The organism is Streptomyces sp. AC555_RSS877, assembly GCF_019049245.1.
GTDB lineage: Bacteria > Actinomycetota > Actinomycetes > Streptomycetales > Streptomycetaceae > Streptomyces.
In genome coordinates, this window is sequence record NZ_JAGMUK010000213.1 from 1 (window position 1) to 14,731 (window position 14,731).

13 protein-coding genes, 2 rRNA genes and 1 pseudogene are annotated in these 14,731 nt (G+C 72.1%); 14 read left to right on the plus strand and 2 right to left on the minus strand.

The features are described 5' to 3' along the window. From KUM49_RS42435 to KUM49_RS42455, 4 genes and pseudogenes are all read left to right on the plus strand, one after another. A 23S ribosomal RNA gene (locus KUM49_RS42435) occupies positions 1–76 on the plus strand; the annotation flags it as partial. Between the two features lie 104 nt (positions 77–180). Further along, positions 181–297: ribosomal RNA gene (rrf, locus tag KUM49_RS42440) — 5S ribosomal RNA — on the plus strand. A gap of 126 nt (positions 298–423) precedes the next feature. Then, positions 424–1,632, plus strand: a pseudogene (locus tag KUM49_RS49475) (hypothetical protein); the annotation flags it as partial. 15 nt (positions 1,633–1,647) lie between these two features. After that, positions 1,648–2,481 (plus strand): tetratricopeptide repeat protein, encoded by an 834-nt coding sequence (locus tag KUM49_RS42455; protein ID WP_217242296.1) that lies wholly within the window; start codon positions 1,648–1,650, stop codon positions 2,479–2,481. Positions 2,482–2,535: 54 nt separating this feature from the next. On the opposite strand, the gene KUM49_RS42460 is transcribed toward KUM49_RS42455, so the two are convergent. Next, positions 2,536–3,828 (minus strand): DUF1015 family protein, encoded by a 1,293-nt coding sequence (locus KUM49_RS42460; RefSeq protein ID WP_217242285.1) that lies wholly within the window; start codon positions 3,826–3,828, stop codon positions 2,536–2,538. 72 nt (positions 3,829–3,900) lie between these two features. Between KUM49_RS42460 and KUM49_RS42465 the strand changes: the two genes are divergently transcribed. The 4 genes from KUM49_RS42465 (at position 3,901) to KUM49_RS42480 (ending at position 8,031) form a co-directional block, all read left to right on the plus strand. Continuing rightward, on the plus strand, positions 3,901–4,929 hold the full coding sequence (locus KUM49_RS42465; protein ID WP_217242286.1) for an HAD hydrolase-like protein: 1,029 nt from the start codon (positions 3,901–3,903) through the stop codon (positions 4,927–4,929). Between the two features lie 74 nt (positions 4,930–5,003). After that, a complete protein-coding gene (locus tag KUM49_RS42470) occupies positions 5,004–6,047 on the plus strand; it encodes an iron ABC transporter permease (protein WP_217242287.1) in 1,044 nt (347 codons plus the stop codon). Further along, complete coding sequence (locus tag KUM49_RS42475; RefSeq protein WP_217242288.1) at positions 6,044–7,081, plus strand: iron chelate uptake ABC transporter family permease subunit; 1,038 nt, start codon at positions 6,044–6,046, stop codon at positions 7,079–7,081. The genes KUM49_RS42470 and KUM49_RS42475 overlap by 4 nt, the downstream gene beginning before the upstream one ends. Next, a complete protein-coding gene (locus tag KUM49_RS42480) occupies positions 7,078–8,031 on the plus strand; it encodes an ABC transporter ATP-binding protein (protein ID WP_254402642.1) in 954 nt (317 codons plus the stop codon). The genes KUM49_RS42475 and KUM49_RS42480 overlap by 4 nt, the downstream gene beginning before the upstream one ends. Here the strand turns inward: KUM49_RS42480 and KUM49_RS42485 are convergent. Continuing rightward, the gene (locus tag KUM49_RS42485; protein ID WP_217242290.1) at positions 8,015–8,362 is read right to left on the minus strand and encodes an SCP2 sterol-binding domain-containing protein; all 348 of its coding nucleotides are present in this window, start codon (positions 8,360–8,362) and stop codon (positions 8,015–8,017) included. The two genes, KUM49_RS42480 and KUM49_RS42485, sit on opposite strands and share 17 nt — an antisense overlap. 42 nt (positions 8,363–8,404) lie before the next feature. Between KUM49_RS42485 and KUM49_RS42490 the strand changes: the two genes are divergently transcribed. The 6 genes from KUM49_RS42490 (at position 8,405) to KUM49_RS42515 (ending at position 14,621) form a co-directional block, all read left to right on the plus strand. After that, entirely contained in the window at positions 8,405–8,686 is a 282-nt protein-coding gene (locus KUM49_RS42490) for a hypothetical protein (protein WP_217242291.1), read from the plus strand. 7 nt (positions 8,687–8,693) lie between these two features. Further along, positions 8,694–9,509 (plus strand): TlyA family RNA methyltransferase, encoded by an 816-nt coding sequence (locus tag KUM49_RS42495; protein ID WP_217242292.1) that lies wholly within the window; start codon positions 8,694–8,696, stop codon positions 9,507–9,509. Then, positions 9,506–10,411: an NAD kinase gene (locus KUM49_RS42500; protein WP_217242293.1), complete on the plus strand. Its 906-nt coding sequence runs from the start codon at positions 9,506–9,508 to the stop codon at positions 10,409–10,411. Before KUM49_RS42495 ends, KUM49_RS42500 begins: the two co-directional genes overlap by 4 nt. Positions 10,412–10,620: 209 nt before the next feature. Continuing rightward, positions 10,621–12,339: a DNA repair protein RecN gene (gene recN / locus KUM49_RS42505; protein ID WP_217242297.1), complete on the plus strand. Its 1,719-nt coding sequence runs from the start codon at positions 10,621–10,623 to the stop codon at positions 12,337–12,339. Between the two features lie 107 nt (positions 12,340–12,446). Continuing rightward, entirely contained in the window at positions 12,447–13,211 is a 765-nt protein-coding gene (locus KUM49_RS42510) for a hypothetical protein (RefSeq protein WP_217242294.1), read from the plus strand. A gap of 273 nt (positions 13,212–13,484) precedes the next feature. After that, on the plus strand, positions 13,485–14,621 hold the full coding sequence (locus KUM49_RS42515; protein WP_217242295.1) for a glycosyltransferase family 4 protein: 1,137 nt from the start codon (positions 13,485–13,487) through the stop codon (positions 14,619–14,621). The last annotated feature ends 110 nt before the right edge of the window (positions 14,622–14,731 follow it).

Genomic DNA, 14,731 nt, shown 5'->3' on the forward strand with positions numbered 1-14,731 from the left:
TGGGTTGATAGGCCGGATATGGAAGCACGGTAACGTGTGGAGTTGACCGGTACTAATAGGCCGAGGGCTTGTCCTCAGTTGCTCGCGTCCACTGTGTTAGTTCTGAGGCAACGACTGTTGCCGGCTTAGAGCTGAACGCAAAACTGAAAAGTGTGCTTGTTCGCTCGAAACCAATAGGGTTTCGGTGGTTATAGCGTGAGGGAAACGCCCGGTTACATTCCGAACCCGGAAGCTAAGCCTTACAGCGCCGATGGTACTGCAGGGGGGACCCTGTGGGAGAGTAGGACGCCGCCGAACAATTTTTGGAAGGACCCCTGGTCCCCAGCGTTCAGCTGGGGCCAGGGGTCCTTTTTGTTTTTCCGGAGCGCGTCGGGTACCCGATTGCGCGAGAATGACTTGCAGTACCGAAGACAGGAGTCACCGATGTCCACCAACTCTCCCGACGACCGACCGGAGCGCGACCAGCGGCGACGGGACAGTGGTGACCGCGGAGATCGGGGCGACCGAGGCGGCTACCGCGGGGACCGCGGCGGAGACCGTGGCGGGGTCCGCCGGGACAACGACCGTCGCGACAGTGGTCGTGGTGGTAACGACCGCGGTGCCCAAAGCCGCGGTGCCAATGACCGTGGCAGTAGCGATCGTGGTGGTAACGACCGCGGGGGTTTCGTCCGCCGCGATGACCGGCGGGACGACCGTCGCGATGATCGCGGCGTCGGCGGTGATCGAGGCGGCTTCCGCCGTGACGACAATCGCGGGGGCCCGCGCCGTGATGACCGCCGTGATGACCGTCGCGGCGACGACCGTGGGGATCGTGGTGGGTTCCGTCGCGACGACAGTCGGAGCGCCCCCGGTGGCCGGCGTGACGATCGGCCTGCTGACCGTCGAGTCGGCGGCGACCGCGGACCTCGTCCGGCGTTCCGGCGGGACGACCGTCCTACTGGGCCGCGTCGAGACGACCGCGGCGGTGGCTTCCGGCGTGATGGTGACCGTCCCACGTTCCGGCGTGAGGGTGACCGTCTTCCCTTCCGCCGTGACGACCGTCCCGACCGTGGGGAGCACGTAGAGCGTCGGGGTGACGACCGTGGGGACCGCGGTGGGTTCCGTCGCGATGACAACCGTGGCGGGTCCGGCGCTCGGCGGGACGACCGTCGCGGTGACGACCGTGGTGGCTTCGCTCGCCGCGATGACCGGCGGGACGATCGCCCCGCAGAGCGCCGTGACAGCGGCGACCGCGGTGGGTTCCGTCGTGACGAGCGTGACCGCGGGGTCCGCAGCGATGACCGTCCTCCCTTCCGTCGCGACGACCGCGGTGACCGTGGGGGTTTCCGTCGTGACGATCGCGGCGATCGCGGTGGGTTCCGTCCCGCCGACCGTCGGGATGACCGGCGTGACGACAGCCGTGGTGACCGGGGCGACCGGGGTGGGTTCCGTCCCGCCGACCGTCGGGATGACCGGCGTGACGACAGCCGTGGCGACCGCGGCGGTGAGCGCGGTGGGTTCCGTGGTCGGGACGACCGTGGCGGGCCCCGTGGGCCTCGGCGTGACGACCGTGGTGGACGTCCCGGCGGCTTCCGTGGAAGTGATGACCGGCGCGGTGGCGGGCGTTTCCGTGACGAGCGCGACCGGGACCGCGAACCGATCAAGCGGCTGCCGATCCCCGAGGACGTCACCGGCGAGGAGATCGACAAGGACGTACGGCAGGAGCTGCAGAGTCTGCCGAAGGGGCTCGCCGAAGACGTTGCCAAGAACCTGGTGATGGTCGCGCGACTCATCGACGAGGAGCCCGAGAGCGCTTACGCCTACTCGAAGGTGGCTCTGCGGCTGGCGTCGCGCGTGGCTGCCGTACGAGAGGCCGGCGGGTTCGCGGCGTACGCGAACCAGAAGTACAGCGAGGCGCTCGCCGAGTTCAGGGCCGCGCGGCGGATGACGGGCGGTGTCGACCTGTGGCCCGTCATGGCGGACTGTGAGCGTGGGCTCGGGCGGCCTGAGAAGGCGCTGGAGATGGCCAGGGCGCCCGAGGTGCGCAAGCTGGACAAGGCCGGGCAGGTCGAGATGCGGCTGGTCGCGGCCGGCGCCCGGCGCGACATGGGGCAGCTGGAGGCGGCCATCGTGACGCTGCAGAGCCCCGAGCTGGCCTCCAACTCCGTACAGCCGTGGACCCCGCGACTGCGGTACGCCTATGCCGACGCACTGCTGGCGGCCGGTCGCGAGGACGAGGCCCGGGAGTGGTTCGCGAAGTCCGCGGAGGCCGACAAGGACGGCGGCACGGACGCCTCGGACCGGCTCGCCGAGCTGGACGGGGTGGAGTTCGTCGACGCCTTCGACGAGAGCGAGGCGGAGGTCGAGGCGGAGGTCGACACTGAAGTCGAGGCTGACGACGACGTCGAGTCCCACGACGCCCCCGAGCAAGCCGTCGAGGTCACCGAGGACGACGAGGACGACGAGGACGCCGACGGCGACAAGGGCGAGTACAAGGACTGATGTTCTCGAGTGAAAGGGCGGGACCCCGGGTATGGGGTCCCGCCCTTTCGCATGTCAGGCGTTCAGTGAGCGCAGCACCAGGCCCGAGGCCGGCTTCGGGCCGAACGACGTCGACTTGCGGGGCATGGTGACGCCCTGGCGGGCGAGGTCGCGTACGACCTCCTCGAGGACAGGGTGCATCAGGACCGCCGTACCGCCGTCGCGTTCCGCCTTCTCGACCGTGGCGGCCGTGTCGTGGATGTAGGCGATGTGGGCGGGGGAGTCCTCGGGGATGTGCCAGACGTGGTCGAGGAGGGTGGCGTGCAGGACCGTCGCGTCCAGGGTGCGCCAGGCGGCCGGGCGGTCCGTGGGGATCGTGCGGGCCAGCAGGGCGGGGTCGGGGCGGTCGACGAGGTGGAAGGCGCCGTCGCCGGCCAGCAGGAACGCGTTGCCCGCGCGGGCCGCGTCGGCCAGGGTGTCCAGGGCGTCGGCCAGCGGGACGTCGAGGTGGCGGACGCGGAAGAGGCCCTCCAGGGGCGCCAGGGCCTGTGTGACCGGCAGGTGGTGCAGGAGGCGGTGGATGGCGCGGACGCGCAGCGGGTAGCGGGCCGTGTCGACGAGGAGGACCAGCCCGTGGTCCCAGGGACTGGGGGAGGGGTGCTCCGCGCGTAGACGCCGGTAGGTGGCCCAGCGGTGGTGGCCGTCGGCGATCAGGGCCTGGCGGTCGGCGAGGTCGGAGCGGATGCCGGCCAGGTCACCGGGATCGGTGACCGACCACAGGCGGTGGCTGAAGCCGTCCTCCGTGGTCGTCGCGAGCAGGGGAGGCTGTGCGGCCGTGCGTTCGACCACCTCGGCGGTCGCGGACGCGGATCCGTTGCCGCGGTACGTCAGGAGCAGGGGCTCCAGGTTCGCGGAGGTGGCGCGCATCAGGGCCGCGCGGTCCGCGACGACGTGCGGCATGACGTCCTCGTGGGGCAGGACCACGCCCTCCGACGGTTCCGACAGGAGCAGGGCGCCGATGATGCCGCGCTGGAGCACGCCGTCGCCGTCGCGCTGCTCGTAGACGTACAGGGCCGGTTCGGGGTCGGTGGTCAGGACGCCCTCGGACAGCCAGCGGTGCAGGGTGTCCGCGGCCTGTTCGTTGCGGACGTCGGGGGTTGCGGCTTGGGGCAGGATCAGCCTGACGATGTTGTACGGGTCGGCGGACTGGAGGTGGTACAGGCCGTCGGGGCGGACGACGACGTCGTACGGCGGTGAGGTCACGGCGGCCAGGCTGCCGACCCGGTCGGGGTCGTAGCGCAGGCCTCGGAACGGGGTGAGTTCCAGGCCTCGGCGCGCCGTTGCTTCCGAGTGACCTGCTGTGTTCATCCCGGCATCGTACGGGTGTCGGTGGCATGCGCGATGATCGGGGGAAAGCGAGCTAACGAGGAGCGATGCGGAATGAGCCAGGCCGTGAGGACGAAGCCCGAGGGCATGGGACAGGCCCTGAGCGAGGCGTACGACACGGCGCTGCTCGATCTGGACGGGGTGGTGTACGCGGGAGGTAACGCGATCGCGTACGCCGTCGAGTCGCTCGCGACCGCGCGGGCGGGCGGGATGCATCTCGCGTACGTCACCAACAACGCGCTGCGGACGCCCCACGCCGTGGCCGACCACCTCACGGAGCTGGGCATACCGACGGAGGCGTCGGACGTCATCACCTCCGCGCAGGCGGTGGCCCGGCTGATCGCCGAGCAGGTGCCGGCGGGGGCGCGGGTGCTGGTGATCGGCGGGGAGGGGTTGCGGGTGGCGCTGCGCGAACACGGGCTGGAGCCCGTCGAGTCGGCGGACGACGATCCGGCGGCGGTCGTGCAGGGGTTCGGCGGGCCCGAGCTGCCGTGGGGCCGGTTCGCGGAGGCGAGCTACGCCGTCGCGCGGGGGGTGCCGTGGTTCGCGTCCAACACCGACCTGACGATTCCCAGCGCGCGCGGGATCGCGCCGGGCAACGGCGCGGCGGTGGAGGTCGTACGGATCGCCACGGGTGCCGAGCCGCAGGTGGCGGGCAAGCCGTTGCCGCCCATGCACCGGGAGACGATCCTGCGCACCGGCGCCGAGCGGCCGCTGGTGGTCGGGGACCGGCTGGACACGGACATCGAGGGCGCGTTCAACGGAGAGGTGGACTCGCTGCTCGTCCTCACCGGCGTGACGGACGGCGCGCAGTTGCTCGCCGCGCCGCCGCAGCACAGGCCGACGTATGTCGACGCCGATCTGCGGGGGATGCTCACCGGGCAGCCCGAGGTCACCGAGGAGGGCGATGGGTTCCGGTGCGGTGGCTGGACGGCCGTGGCGGGTGCCGAGCGGCTGGAACTCGACGGTGAGGGCGAGTCCCTGGACGGGTTGCGCGCGCTGTGCGCGGCGGCCTGGACGGCGGCCGGAGAGGGTGTGTGCGCGCTGGACGGAGGGAAGGCGCTGGCACGGCTGGGTTTGTGAGCTGTCGGGGCGGCTACCCGAGCACCCGTGACACGGGATCGTGGCTGAATGCGAGGGTAGGCTAACCTAACCACGTGTTGGTCGACATTCCCCCCGAACAGCGCGCGGAGAGTGCCCCCGCGCCCCCGAACCGCCAGGCGATACGCGCCGTTGGGCTGCTCGTCTCCGTGGTGATCCTGGTGGTCGTCGCGTCGGCGAGCATCGCGATCGGAGCCAAGGCGCTGTCCATGGGGCAGGTCTGGCACGGCCTGTTCCAGGATTCGGGGACGTACGGCGACGTCGTGGTCGCCGACCGGCTGTCGCGGACCGTGCTGGGGCTGCTCGCCGGTGCCGCGCTCGGCCTGTCCGGGGCCGTGCTCCAGGCCCTCACGCGCAATCCGCTGGCCGATCCCGGCCTGCTCGGCATCAACGCGGGCGCGTCCGCCGCGGTCGTCACCGCCATCACCTTCTTCGGCGTCACCTCGCTGAGCGGCTACGTCTGGTTCGCGTTCGTCGGTGCTGCCGCGGTCGGGGCGATGGTCTGGTTCCTCGGCGGCAGCCGGGGAGCGACCCCGGTGCGGCTGGCGCTCGCCGGCACCGCGATCAGCGCCGCGCTCTACGGCTATCTCCAGGCCGTGATGATCATGGATGACGTGGCGCTGTCCAGGATGCGCTTCTGGACCGTCGGGTCGCTGGCCTCGGCGAACAACGCGGCCATCCTCCAGGTGCTGCCGTTCCTCGCGGTGGGCACCGTCCTCGCGCTCGCGCTCGCCCGGCCGCTGAACGCCATGGAGATGGGCGACGACACCGCCAAGGCCCTGGGCGCCAACCTCAACCGCACCCGGGCGCTGGCCATGCTCTCCGCGACCGTGCTGTGCGGGGCGGCGACCGCCGCGTGCGGGCCGATCGTGTTCGTCGGTCTGATGGTCCCGCACGTCGTACGGTCCTTCACCGGGCCCGACCTGCGCTGGATCCTGCCGTACGCGACCGTCCTGTCGCCCGTGCTGCTGCTCGGTGCCGACGTCCTCGGCCGGATCGTCGCCCGGCCCTCGGAGCTCCAGGTCGGCATCGTCACCGCGATCCTCGGCGGCCCGGTCTTCATCTATCTCGTACGACGGCGGAGGACGGCGCAGCTGTGAAGACCAACCGTGCCATCAGGACGCCGGGCGGGCTCTCGCTCCGTGTGGACGTCCGTGCCGTCACCGTCGTGGGCCTGCTGCTGCTCGCCGCGCTCGCCGCGAGCGTCGTGCTGATCGGCACCGGCGACTTCCCGATCCCGGCCGCCGACGTGCTGAAGACGCTCGTCGGCGACGGCAACGCGGGACAGGAGTTCATCGTCAACGAACTGCGGCTGCCGCGGGTCCTCGTCGGGCTCCTGGTCGGCGCCTCGCTGGGCGTCGGGGGTGCGCTGTTCCAGGCCATCTCCCGCAATCCGCTGGGCAGTCCGGACGTGCTCGGACTCGGGCAGGGCGCCACGGCCGGCGCGCTCGTGGTGATCGTGCTGTTCTCCGGCAGCGCGGCGCAAGTCACCCTGGGCGCGCTCGTGGGCGGACTCGCGACCGGGTTCGCCATCTATCTGCTCGCCTGGAAACGGGGTGTGCACGGGTATCGACTGGTTCTGGTCGGTATCGGTGTCTCCGCGATCGTCACCGCGATCAACGGCTATCTGCTCACCGTGTCCGACATCGTGGACGCCGCCCGTGCGGTCGTGTGGATGACCGGCTCGCTCGCCGGGCGTGACTGGGAGCAGGTCTGGCCGCTGCTCACGCTGTGCGCGGTGCTCGTGCCGCTCGTCCTCGCCAACGCGCGCGGGCTGCGGATGATGGAGATGGGCGACGACGTGTCCTACGCCCTCGGGGTGCGCGTCGAGCGCGTACGGCTGCTGCTGCTGGTCGCCGCCGTCCTGCTCACCGCGACCGCCACCGCGGCCGCCGGCCCCGTCAGCTTCGTGGCGCTCACCGCACCGCAGCTGGCCCGCCGCCTGACCCGCTCGCCCGGCCCGAACCTGCTGCCGTCCCTGTGCATGGGCGCCGCCCTCCTGGTCGCCGCCGACTGGGTCTCGCAGCGCACCTTCGGTGCCGACCAGGTGCCCGTGGGCGTGGTCACCGGTGTCCTCGGCGGCGTCTACCTGCTGTGGCTGCTGGTCAGCGAGCGCAAGGCGGGCCGGATATGAGCCCGCGGAAGCCGGAGACGAGCCCGCAGAGAAAACCCCGGCCCGAGACGCGCGGCACGGCGAACGAGAACCCCCGAAGGAGCACTGTGAACCGCCTGTCCGCCGAGAACGTGACGCTCGCCTACGACCAGCGGGTCATCGCCGAGGAGCTGTCGGTCGAGATACCCGACAACTCCTTCACCGTGATCGTCGGCCCGAACGCGTGCGGCAAGTCCACGCTGCTGCGGGCACTGTCACGGATGCTGAAGCCGAACCAGGGCCGGGTGCTCCTCGACGGCAACGTCATCCAGTCGATGCCGGCGAAGAAGGTCGCGCGCACCCTCGGACTGCTCCCGCAGTCGTCGATCGCGCCCGACGGCATCACCGTCGCCGACCTCGTGGGCCGCGGCCGCTATCCGCACCAGGGCATCCTGCGCCAGTGGTCCACCGAGGACGAGCGGGTCGTCCAGGAGTCCATGACCCAGACCGGGGTCGCCGAACTCGCCGACCGTTATGTCGACGAGCTGTCCGGCGGTCAGCGGCAGCGCGTGTGGATCGCGATGGCGCTCGCCCAGCAGACCCCGCTGCTGCTGCTCGACGAGCCGACGACCTTCCTCGACATCCAGCACCAGATCGACGTCCTCGACCTGTGCGCCGAGCTGCACGAGGAGCAGGGCCGCACCCTGGTCGCCGTGCTGCACGACCTCAACCACGCCGCCCGGTACGCCACGCACCTGATCGCCCTGAAGAACGGCACGATCATCGCCGAGGGCGCCCCGAACGACATCGTCACGGCCGAACTGGTCGAGGAGGTCTTCGGGCTGCGCTGCCAGGTCATCGACGACCCGGAGACGGGCACGCCGCTGGTGGTGCCGGCGGCACGGAAGGCGCGTACGGAGGCGAAGGTCGTGGCGGCGGAAGCGAAGGCCGGGGCCGCCGGAGCGACGGTGGTGGCTAAAGGAGCTTCCTGAGCTGGAGCAGGTCCCGTAGGCCGGCCTCCAGCTTCACCCGGCCCGAACCCCAGGCCTTCGCGAAGTTGAGTTCGCCCGCGACCAGCGCCACCAGGTCGTCGCCGGCCATCGTCAGTCTGATCTGGGCCTTGTCCGGCGGAGGGCCCTGGAGTGTGTCGGTCACCCGGATCCGGCCGCCGGTCATGCGGCCGACGAAGGTGACGTCCAGGTCGGTGATACGGCAGCTCACCGAGCGGTCCAGGGCCGCCGCCGTGCGGACGTCCCCTTCGGCGCTCTGCATGTTGTCCGAGAGCTTCTCGAGTGCGGCGCGGCACTCCTCGATCGTTGCCATCGCGCTCGACGGTACCCCAGCGCTACGAGGTAGCGTCTGGGCATGAGCGACACAGTGCCGGAGAGCGAGGCACCGCACGACGCGCCGGTGGAGCCCGACCACGACCCCGCCGCCCCCGCCCCGCTGAACGTGCCCCGCGGCCCGACGGGCAACGCCGAGGTCGACGCCCTGCTGGAGCGGCTCGCCGATGCCGACCACCTCGCCACCGACGGACACCTCGAGGTGTACGAGGATGTACACCGGGGGCTGCGTGACGCGCTGACCGCGCTCGACGCCCGCCCGGGACCTCCGGCGCCCCCCGCGCCTTACCAGAGCAGGAGCTGAACCGAACGTGGCAGGAGTCGCACGCCGTCGTCTCGACGCGGAGCTGGTCCGCCGGAAGCTGGCGCGCTCGCGCGAACACGCCAGCCAGTTGATCGCCGCAGGGCGGGTCACCGTCGGCAAGGCCGTCGCGACCAAGCCCGCCACACAGGTGGAGACCGCGGCGGCGATCCTGGTCGCGGTCGACGACGGCGATCCCGACTACGTCTCGCGCGGCGGCCACAAGCTCGCCGGCGCGCTCGAGGCGTTCGTGCCGGAGGGGCTGGTCGTCGAAGGGCGGCGGGCGCTGGACGCCGGCGCGTCCACCGGGGGTTTCACCGACGTCCTGCTGCGGTCGGGCGCGGCGCACGTCGTCGCCGTCGACGTCGGTTACGGACAGCTCGCGTGGTCCCTGCAGAGCGATGAACGCGTCACCGTCAAGGACCGTACGAACGTACGCGAGTTGACGCTCGAAGCGATCGATGGGGAGCCTGTGGATCTTGTCGTGGGGGATCTGTCCTTCATCCCGCTCGGCCTGGTGCTGCCCGCCCTGGTGCGGTGCGTGAAGCCGGATGCCGATCTGGTGATGATGGTCAAGCCACAGTTCGAGGTGGGGAAGGAGCGGCTGGGCAGTGGGGGAGTCGTACGAAGTCCGCAGCTGCGGACCGAGGCCGTGAGCGCGGTGGCGCGGCGGGCGTGGGAACTGGGGCTCGGCGTGAAGGGTGTCACCGCCAGTCCGCTGCCCGGGCCGTCCGGGAATGTCGAATACTTTCTGTGGCTGCGGTCGGGGGCACCCCCACTGGACCCGGCCGACGTTGACCGTGCAGTGGCGGAGGGGCCGCGTTGAGCCAGAACCGAGCTCGTACTGTTTTCCTGCTCGCCCACACCGGGCGGCCCGCGGCGATCCGCAGCGCCGAACTGGTGGTGAAGGGACTGCTGCGCGAGGGCATCGGCGTACGCGTCCTGGAGGCGGAGGCGCTGGATCTGCCGCTGCCGGAAGAGGTGGAGCTGGTCAAGGAGGCGACCCCTCAGTGCCTCGACGGGTGCGAGTTGTTGATCGTGCTCGGGGGTGACGGGACGCTGCTGCGGGGCGCCGAGTTCGCGCGGGCGTCCGGGGTGCCGATGCTGGGCGTCAACCTGGGGCGGGTGGGCTTCCTCGCGGAGGCCGAGCGGGACGACCTCGACAGGGTCGTCGAGCGCGTGGCGACGAAGGCGTACGAGGTCGAGGAGCGGATGACCGTCGATGTCGTCGTGCATCGCAACGGGGACATCGTGCACACCGACTGGGCGCTGAACGAGGCCGCCGTGCAGAAGGTCTCCGCCGAGAAGCTGCTCGAAGTCGTGCTGGAGATCGACGGGCGGCCGGTCACCGGGTTCGGATGTGACGGGATCGTTCTGTCCACTCCGACCGGGTCCACGGCTTACGCGTTCTCGGCGGGCGGGCCCGTGGTGTGGCCCGAGGTCGAGGCACTGCTGATGGTGCCGATCAGTGCACACGCGCTGTTCGCGAAGCCGTTGGTGACCTCGCCGGACTCCGTGCTGGCGGTGGAGGTGCTGCCGCACATCCCGCCGGGCGTGCTGTGGTGTGACGGGCGGCGGACGGTGGAGTTGCCGCCGGGGGCGCGGGTCGAGGTGCGGCGGGGGGCCGTGCCGGTGCGGTTGGCCCGGCTGCATCACGCGTCGTTCACTGATCGGCTCGTGGCGAAGTTCGCGTTGCCGGTTTCTGGTTGGCGGGGGGCGCCGCACTAGCGCTGCCAGAGGGGGTGCGGGGTTGTTCGCGCGGCTGCGGGTCGTCCGTGGCTGGTCGCGCAGTTCCCCGCGCCCCTGAGGCAGATCCACTCGCCCGGGTGACGAGTGAGGCCTGTGCGCATTCGTTACCTGCACCTTCACATGTCAGGGGCGGGGGCCGTCGCACTCCTCCTCCCCGACCTCGTAAGGTCGTGTCCGTGCTGGAGGAAATGCGGATACGGTCGCTCGGTGTCATCGACGACGCGGTCGTCGAGCTGTCACCCGGGTTCACCGCTGTCACGGGTGAGACGGGTGCCGGCAAGACCATGGTGGTCACCAGCCTGGGGCTGTTGCTCGGTGGTCGTGCCGACGCGGCGCTCGTGCGGATCGGCGCCAAGAACGCGGTCGTGGAGGGGCGGATCAGTGTGTCCGCGGGCGACTCGGCCGCCGTCCGGGCCGAGGAGGCCGGGGCCGAGCTCGACGACGGTGCGCTGCTGATCAGCCGTACCGTTTCCGCCGAAGGGCGGTCCCGGGCGCACCTGGGCGGGCGGAGTGTGCCCGTGGGGGTGCTCGCCGAACTCGCCGACGAGTTGGTGGCCGTGCACGGGCAGACCGATCAGCAGGGGCTGCTGAAGCTGTCCCGGCAGCGGCAGGCGCTCGACCGGTACGCGGGTGACGCGGTGGCCGGGCCGTTGGCCAAGTACACCGCGGCGTACCGGCGGCTGCGGGCCGTCTCCGTCGAGCTCGACGAGATCACCACGCGTGCGCGTGAGCGGGCCCAGGAAGCCGACATGCTGCGCTACGGGCTCGACGAGATCGCCGGCGTCGAGCCGCGCGCCGGGGAGGACGTGGAGCTCGCGGAGGAGGCGGAGCGGCTCGGGCACGCGGAGGCCCTGGCGTCCGCCGCCACGGCCGCTCACGCCGCGGTCGCCGGCAATCCGGAGGATCCCGAGGGCATCGACGCCGCCACGCTCGTCGCGGGCGCGCAGCGCGCCCTGGACGCCGTGCGGTCGTACGACCCGGCGCTGGCCGGGCTCGCCGACCGGGTCGGGGAGATCGGGATCCTGCTCGGCGACGTGGCGGGGGAGCTCGCCGGGTACGCCGACGACCTCGACGCCGATCCGCTGCGGCTGGCGGCCGTCGAGGAGCGGCGGGCCGCGCTGACCGCGCTGACGCGCAAGTACGGCGAGAACGTCGCCTCGGTGCTGGACTGGGCCGAGCGCAGTGCCGAGCGCCTCACCGAGCTGGACGGTGACGACGACCGGATCGGTGAGCTGACCGCCGAGCGGGACGGGCTGCGGGCCGAACTGGGCGGCCTGGCGCAGGCGCTGACGGACGCGCGGACGGAGGCCGCCGAGCGGTTCGCGGCCGCCGTGACCGCCGAGCTGGCCTCGCTGGCCATGCCGCACGCACGCGTGTCCTTCGACATCCGGCAGACCGAGGACCCCGAAGGCGTCGAGGTCGGCGGGCGTGCGGTCGCGTACGGGCCGGCCGGTGTCGACGAGGTCGAGCTGCTGCTGGCCCCGCATCCGGGTGCGCCGCCCCGGCCGATCGCCAAGGGCGCGTCCGGTGGTGAGCTGTCGCGCGTGATGCTGGCGGTGGAGGTGGTCTTCGCCGGGACCGATCCCGTGCCGACCTATCTCTTCGACGAGGTCGACGCCGGGGTCGGTGGCAAGGCAGCGGTGGAGATCGGGCGGCGGCTGGCCCGGCTCGCGAAGACCGCGCAGGTCGTGGTGGTGACGCACCTGCCTCAGGTGGCCGCGTTCGCCGACCGGCAGCTGCTGGTGGAGAAGACCGACGACGGGTCCGTGACCCGGTCCGGCGTGAAGGTGCTGGAGGGCGAGGACCGCATCCGGGAACTGTCCCGGATGCTCGCCGGCCAGGAGAACTCCGAGACCGCTCGGGCGCACGCGGAGGAACTGCTGGCGACGGCCAGGGCGGACGGGTGACGAGCTCGTCCCGGCATCGCGGAGACCCCGGTCCGGTACCGGCACCCCGCTGACAGGCCTCGCCGCCCCGCGCTCTTGGTGCCCCGCTGGTTCCCTAAGGTGGCGGCATGATCACGCGGATGAGGAGGAGCGCCGGCTTCGTCCTGGCGGCCGGGCTGGCCCGGGCGACCACGGCGGGACTACGCGCACTGGCCCCAGGCGGCCGGGACCGCTGGGAGCGGAAGAACTACGCCGGCCGGACCGTCGAGCTGTACGCGGGTCCCGCGTGCGTCGCAGCGGCCGCGCTCGGGGCGGCCCGGGTCCGTCCCGCCGCCGGATTCGCAGTCCTCGCCGCCGGTGTCTGCGGTGCCTACGACGATGTCGCCGGAGCCGGTGACCTTCGGCGCGGGTTCAGGGCGCACCTGTCCGCTCTCCTGGACGGCGAGGTCACCAGCGGGGCCGTGAAGCTGTTCGGGGTCTCCGCGGCAGGGCTCGTCGCGGGAGCCCTGCTGAAGGAGCGGGCCGTCGACAAGGTGCTCGCGGGGGTCGTGATCGCCGGGGCCGCGCACTTCGTGAACCTCGTGGACGTACGGCCGGGAAGGGCGGCCGCGGCGGTCGTCGTACTCGGCGCGCCGGGACTGCTGAGGGCGGGGCCCGGGGCGGAGCTGTCCGCGGCCGCCGTGGGTGCTGCCGTGGCCGTACTGCCCGACGACCTCGGTGAGCGCGCGATGATCGGCGACACGGGCGCGCACGCGCTGGGTGCGGCCCTGGGCGCCGCCGTGGTCGCCGGCAACGGGCGCGCCGGGCTGCTCGCGCACGCCGCCGCGGTGGTGGCCGCGGCCGTGTACGGGGACAGGGTGAGCGAGGTGGCGCGCTCGGTGGGCGGCAGGTGACGGGGTGCCGACGAAGGGATCATGCCCTTCTCTCAGGTGGAACAGTGAGGGCACATATGTGCGGAACGTGGCCCTCCTTCACTCGTGTGGGTGACTCGACCCGCCGTGCCTCCGCGCCGGCCGGCACCCGGCGTTCCCGGAACACCCGTACGTACTGGCATCCTTGGCCTGGAACGCAGTAACGCGTAGGAAGCGCGCGGTACACCCCTCCGCCCGACACCTTCTGTACGTTTCCTCGTGACCGCCCGACGCCGAACCAGGAGCCCCGGCCACGTGACCCCCGTGAGCAGCCACTCACCGCACGGCCAGTCGCCGCTGCGCACCGTACAGGTGCTGGGCGGAGGCAACGCCGGCAGCAGCGCGCACGTGCGCTCCCTGACCTCGGGGCTGGTCGCGCGGGGCGTGCGGGTCACGGTGTGCGCCCCCGTCGAGGCGGATCGCGCCTACGACTTCACCGGGGCCGGTGCCGAGCACGTGCACGTGCCGCGCAGCAGCGACCCGGGCTCCGTGGCCGCGCTGCGGATGGCGTGCACCAACGCCGACCTGGTGCACGCGCACGGGCTGCACGCCTCCTTCCGCGCGGTGCTCGCGCTGAGCGGGCGGCGTACCCCGCTCGTCGTCACCTGGCACGACCGGGCGTACGCCGAGGGCGCCCGCGCCCATTTCCTGCGCCTGCTGGAGCGGCGGGTGGTGAAGGCCGCCGCCGTCGTGCTCGGCACCACCTCGGCCCTGGTGGACCGGGCGCGCCGGACCGGGGCGCGGGACGCCCGGCTCGCCGCCGTCGCCCTGCCCGGACCCCGCAAGGCCGCCGAGCCCGAGGACCCCGACCGGCTGCGCCCCAAGGTCCGGGCCGAACTCGGCGCCACCGGACGCCCCTTGCTGATGGCCGTCGGCTCCCTCGACCGGCACCGCGGCTACGACCTGCTGCTGGACGCCACGCGCGTGTGGCTCCGCCTCGACCCGGCGCCGCTGGTGGTGATCGCGGGGGAGGGGCCGTTGCGCGGGGAGTTGCAGCGGCGGATCGAGGACGAGGGACTGCCCGTCCGGCTCATCGGGCGACGGGACGACGTCACCGAGCTGCTCGCGGCCGCCGACCTCGCACTGCTGCCGAGCAGCGGGGAGTCGCGGGACGTCCTCGCCCAGGAGGCCCTCCACGCGCGCGTGCCGCTCGTCGCCACCGACGCGGGCGGTGTCCCCGAACTCGTCGGCGACGCGGCCGAGCTCGTCCCGGACGGGGACGCGGAGGCCTTCGCCGAAGCCGTCGTACGGCTGCTCCGTGATCCCGGGCGCCAGGAACTGCTGCGGGACAAGGGCGTGCGCCAGGCGGCGACTTGGCCGACCGAGGACGAGACCGTCGCCCAGGTCCTCAGTGTCTACGACGAGTTGACCCAGCCGCGGCCCCTGGGCTGAACAGGGGCCGGCCTAGGTGTACTGCCCTGTGAGGTTGGGGACGCGGCTGGCGGGTGGTTGGCCTTTCAGAGCGGTGTGTCCTCGGTGGTGATTGTAGGTGTGCAGCCACT

Bases quoted from the DNA above. Each gene is read 5' to 3' on its own strand.
- KUM49_RS42485 (WP_217242290.1), bottom strand. From the start codon at position 8,362: ATGGCAACGATCGAGGAGTGCCGCGCCGCACTCGAGAAGCTCTCGGAC.
- KUM49_RS42510 (WP_217242294.1), top strand. From the start codon at position 12,447: ATGATCACGCGGATGAGGAGGAGCGCCGGCTTCGTCCTGGCGGCCGGG.
- KUM49_RS42460 (WP_217242285.1), bottom strand. From the start codon at position 3,828: ATGAACACAGCAGGTCACTCGGAAGCAACGGCGCGCCGAGGCCTGGAA.
- KUM49_RS42490 (WP_217242291.1), top strand. From the start codon at position 8,405: ATGAGCGACACAGTGCCGGAGAGCGAGGCACCGCACGACGCGCCGGTG.
- KUM49_RS42480 (WP_254402642.1), top strand. From the start codon at position 7,078: ATGAGCCCGCGGAAGCCGGAGACGAGCCCGCAGAGAAAACCCCGGCCC.
- recN (WP_217242297.1), top strand. From the start codon at position 10,621: ATGCGGATACGGTCGCTCGGTGTCATCGACGACGCGGTCGTCGAGCTG.
- KUM49_RS42465 (WP_217242286.1), top strand. From the start codon at position 3,901: ATGAGCCAGGCCGTGAGGACGAAGCCCGAGGGCATGGGACAGGCCCTG.